The 4,161-nt window shown below is 46.2% G+C and carries 6 protein-coding genes; 5 read left to right on the top strand and 1 reads right to left on the bottom strand.

The window, feature by feature from the left end:
- A partial coding sequence (locus tag ACTIE6_RS09050) for a Sua5 family C-terminal domain-containing protein (RefSeq protein ID WP_439556334.1) occupies window positions 1-145 on the top strand: 145 nt, incomplete at its 5' end.
- Window positions 146-153: 8 nt separating this feature from the next.
- On the opposite strand, the gene ACTIE6_RS09045 is transcribed toward ACTIE6_RS09050, so the two are convergent.
- A complete protein-coding gene (locus ACTIE6_RS09045; RefSeq protein ID WP_439556329.1) occupies window positions 154-1,581 on the bottom strand; it encodes an ATP-dependent DNA helicase in 1,428 nt (475 codons plus the stop codon).
- A 142-nt stretch (window positions 1,582-1,723) separates the two neighbouring features.
- Between ACTIE6_RS09045 and ACTIE6_RS09040 the strand changes: the two genes are divergently transcribed.
- From ACTIE6_RS09040 to coaD, 4 genes are all read left to right on the top strand, one after another.
- Window positions 1,724-2,164 carry a CBS domain-containing protein gene (locus tag ACTIE6_RS09040; protein ID WP_439556328.1) on the top strand — a complete coding sequence of 147 codons (441 nt, stop codon included), beginning with the start codon at window positions 1,724-1,726 and terminating at the stop codon, window positions 2,162-2,164.
- A 119-nt stretch (window positions 2,165-2,283) separates the two neighbouring features.
- Entirely contained in the window at window positions 2,284-2,775 is a 492-nt protein-coding gene (locus ACTIE6_RS09035) for an NUDIX domain-containing protein (protein WP_439556327.1), read from the top strand.
- A 37-nt stretch (window positions 2,776-2,812) separates the two neighbouring features.
- Entirely contained in the window at window positions 2,813-3,718 is a 906-nt protein-coding gene (locus tag ACTIE6_RS09030) for a DUF3822 family protein (RefSeq protein ID WP_439556326.1), read from the top strand.
- 17 nt (window positions 3,719-3,735) lie between these two features.
- A partial coding sequence (gene coaD, locus ACTIE6_RS09025) for a pantetheine-phosphate adenylyltransferase (protein ID WP_439556325.1) occupies window positions 3,736-4,161 on the top strand: 426 nt, incomplete at its 3' end.

The raw sequence follows: 4,161 nt of genomic DNA, 5'->3' as shown, positions 1-4,161 counted from the left end.
GCGGGAAGCTGCACACAACCTTTTTGCCTATCTCCGTGAACTCGATAAGTCCGACGCAACCGCTATTGTTGCAGAATGGGTACCTATGGCCGGGCTTGGACTAGCAATCAATGACAGGTTAAAAAGGGCCGCAGTGCAGGAATAGGGGAGTACCTATTTAAAGAAGTGCGGATGGAAGTTCATCAGGAAAACTTCGTCGGTAGCCCTTGTAATCGCAGTGTACAGCCACCTGATAAACTCTGCATTGATCTGCTCCTGGGGTAAATACCCCTGATCAACGAAGACCGAACTCCATTGTCCGCCCTGCGCTTTGTGGCAGGTGAGCGCGTAGGCAAATTTGACCTGCAATGCATTTAAAAAAGGATCTTTGCGCAGAGCTTCCAGCCTTTCCTTATTGGATTTGATATGCAGATAATCCTGCTGCACACTGTCGTAAAGCTTTCGGTTATCCTCCGAAGACATCGAAGGAGAAGAGGAATGCAGCGTATCAAGGAATATTTTTGCATCAAATTCCGGCTGCTTTTCATAATCTGTAAGTCTCAGGGTTACATCAGCAAAGCGGAAACCATGTATCTCTTGTGTTTTCCTGATTTTCAGCAGTTCAACAAAGTCGCCATTTGCTATAAACCCGGCCGGTGAATCTTCATCGAGGATGTTATAGTTATTGCGCACTACCATCAGCCGGTCGCCTGCGTCGAGTTCCTCTTCCGAAAAGTTGATTACGCGGCGGATAAACTCGTTGTACTGCACAGCGGATTTGTTGGAGCGTGTAAGGATAATTGCATTCTCCTGTCCGTACTTGTCGTAAGCATAGCGCAGTCCTTCTTCCAGCCGCTCTCCTGTCATTTTATATACATCCTGAAATGAGCGCGTCGTAATTTGTATCTCGGGGGTTTCTGAGGCGAGCTGTTCACGCAGCAAAGTCGCATTGTAGAGAATGCCCGATTGCTCGTCCTGTCGCATTACCTCCTTCAATTCTTCTTGAAAAACAGACATATAAAACGTTTGTTCCAGATATTCCCTGTCTAATGCGGGACTCAGCTCTTTGCCAACCGGCGGTAGCTGCGCCACGTCACCCACCAGCATGAGCTTGTTTCCGGGATTTTCAAAAACGAAATCGATCAGATCGGCCAGGAGGCTGCGACTGCCAAAATCGGCCTCATTGGTGATCATGGAGGCTTCATCTACGATAAACAGCGTGTTATCGTGGTAATTTTTCTGCCGCTGGAATGTCAGCGTGCCCGAATATGCGTCTGCCGTCTGTTTGTAGATCTTCTTGTGAATTGTCAAAGCCACCTTATCCGAGTAGCCCGACATTACCTTGGCAGCGCGGCCGGTCGGCGCAAGCAGTATGGATTTGTAGCCGAAATTTTTAAGTACTTTAATTAAGGTACTGATAATGGTCGTCTTACCAGTTCCTGCATAACCTTTCAGCAAAAAACAATCGCGGTAACGTTCCAATCCTTTTTCCTCAACCAAAAAATCATTTGCCTGTTCGAAGAAACGTAATTGGCCCTCAGTAGGTCGGAAAGGGAATTTTTTTCGCAGCAACTGGGAAGGCAGCATTTTATCGGTATCCATGGAGACGAATCTAGCGGAACGTTAAACAATATCAAAATGGCTGTTGCTTAACAAAAATATACTCAGAATTAGTTGGACTTTAACAGGTCGATTGTCTATATTGAAAATCCTTTTTATCTCACAACCCCAAACCTAAACATCTATGCTAGTACAACATGTAATGGGCAACAAGCCTGTCAATGCGATTTGGTCGGTTACGCAGGACAACACCGTGTTTGAGGCTCTTGAACTCATGGCCGCGAAAAACATTGGTGCAGTTCTGGTACTGGAGGATGAAGAATTGATCGGAATTTTTTCCGAAAGGGATTATGCGAGAAAGGTAATCCTGCAAGGCCGGGCGTCGCGCGATACTTTAATCAGGGAAGTAATGACGAGCAAAGTAATTACCGTCGAAACCATGGACAAGATCGAAGAGTGTATGCAGATTATGTCTGACAAACACATCCGCCATTTGCCTGTCAATCAAAATGGTACATTGGTTGGCATTATCTCGATCAACGATATCGTATCAGCTATTATCCACGAGCAGAAGGAACATATCAGCACGCTCGAAAGCTACATTTCAGGCAGCCCGTATTCCTGAAATTGATCTGAATCTATTCCTTACTCCTATTCAAATCAGCACGGACAGTCAGCCCGACGGGTGAACTATATCTTGCCAAATATGGCGGGATAGTTATATTTGTTCTTCAAAAACAGGCTTTGCAAACAGTCGGGAAAGAAATAGCAGAAGTGTTTGGCGGGCGCGTGCGGGTACGCGTTTGCGGCATCTGCATCCGGAATGAACGCATTCTGATGGTGCGGCACCAGCTTTACGGTGCCGATGAGCCTTTCTGGAGTACGCCCGGTGGCGGTGTTCAGCTTGGTGAGCCGGCAACAAATGCACTGGTCCGGGAAATGGCAGAAGAGACCGGCCTGAAAGCAGAGGTGGGCAGGCTACTTTTTGTAAATGAACACATACAGTTGCCGCTTCACGCAATCGAGTTGTTCTTTGAGATCCTCGAATTTCAGGGTGATATTACCAGAGGCAACGACCCGGAACTCGCAGCAGGTAAGCAGATTATCGAAGATGTAGCGTTTCTAACGCTCAACGAGATTAAAAGATTAAAACCGTCACAGGTTCATCGCTTATTTACTAACCTGAATTCGTTGCAGGACATTTTTGAAATAAACAAATACATTCCCGCCAGCTAAACGGAAATGTCAATCAGAGCAATTATCCCCATTTATTGTGGCAAATACTGAAAACCAGGTCATAGAAATCATCCCTACCTTACTTGTAGGTGATCAGACCTTTGACCCGGCCAATATTCCTTCAAGTACATTATGCATTGAAATCGGTGATCAGCAGATCCGTTTTTGCATTGTCAAGGAAGAAAATATGGAATGCGTCTGGCTGGAAGATTATTCGCTGGACCAAACACTTACCCAGGAAGAGCTGTTCGAGAAGGTAAAAAGAGTATTTACGGGACATTTGCTTTGGTCTTCCAGCGCCTGGAAATCAGTCCGCATATCTGTTAATTCCGGACTTTTCAGCCTCGTTCCGAGTCTGCTTTTTGATGAACAGAATACAACGAGCTACCTTTCCTTCTCAGCCGGAAATGCGCCATCCAGGCAGGATATCGTGTTGCATCACGAGCTGCCGCTGGTTCATGCGCATACCGTATTTTCAATGCGGCAAAGCTGGCACGAATGGATCTTGAACCATTTCAAATCTTCGCACCTTTCTTTTTATCATTTTACCAGTCCGCTTGTAATTGGTGCATTGGTGAGCCACCTGGAACACCAGGAAATCCGGATAGTATCGCTTTACTTTGAGAAAGATCAGTTTACGCTCACAGTAACGGAAAGTCAGCAGCTGATCCTGTGCAACCGGTTTAGGTTCAAAGAAGTGCATGAGATGGCTTACATTGTTCTTTTTACATTAGGACAATTGGGCTACGAACCTGAGGAGGTAAAAGTGCTTTGCTATGGTGAAATCTCGGCGACGGCAGATGCGTACCAGGAACTTTCGCATTTTCTGCCTGGCCTCCAAATAGGCGGGCGGCCAACTACATTGAAATACAACAGCCAGTGTGCCGAAGTGCCTGGCCACCGGTATTTTGGTTTATTTAATACCTATCTTGTCTCATCTTAGGCTTATAACTATCACTTATGGAGCGCATTGCATTGTTTCCCGGTTCTTTTGATCCATTTACGAGAGGGCACGAGGATATCGTTCTGAGAGGTTTGCGGCTTTTCGACCAGGTCGTGATTGGTATCGGTAACAATGCGACAAAGAAGCGGTACTTTCCGCTTGATGTGATGAAAGAAATGATTGAGAAAACCTTTTCGTCCGAAAAAAATGTGAAGGTAATTACCTACGATGATCTCACCGCGCATACTGCCCGGGAGCTCGGCGCAACATTTCTGCTTCGCGGCCTGCGAAATACCACTGATTTCGAGTATGAAAATGGCATTTCGCAGGTGAACAGGTATTTGTATGAGGAAATTGAAACTGTTTTCCTGATCACTTCGCCGGCTCTGGCGCCGATCAGTTCCAGTATTATCCGCGACTTGCATCGTTACGGTCAGCAGGTG

Origin of the sequence: Dyadobacter sp. (assembly GCF_051859145.1) — a bacterium.
GTDB lineage: Bacteria > Bacteroidota > Bacteroidia > Cytophagales > Spirosomataceae > Dyadobacter.
The sequence above is the reverse complement of the archived record's forward strand: the minus strand, read 5'-3'. Positions and strand labels throughout refer to the sequence as shown.

Coding starts and splice junctions, on each gene's coding strand:
- ACTIE6_RS09045 (WP_439556329.1), bottom strand. CDS start 1,581: ATGGATACCGATAAAATGCTGCCTTCCCAGTTGCTGCGAAAAAAATTC.
- ACTIE6_RS09040 (WP_439556328.1), top strand. CDS start 1,724: ATGCTAGTACAACATGTAATGGGCAACAAGCCTGTCAATGCGATTTGG.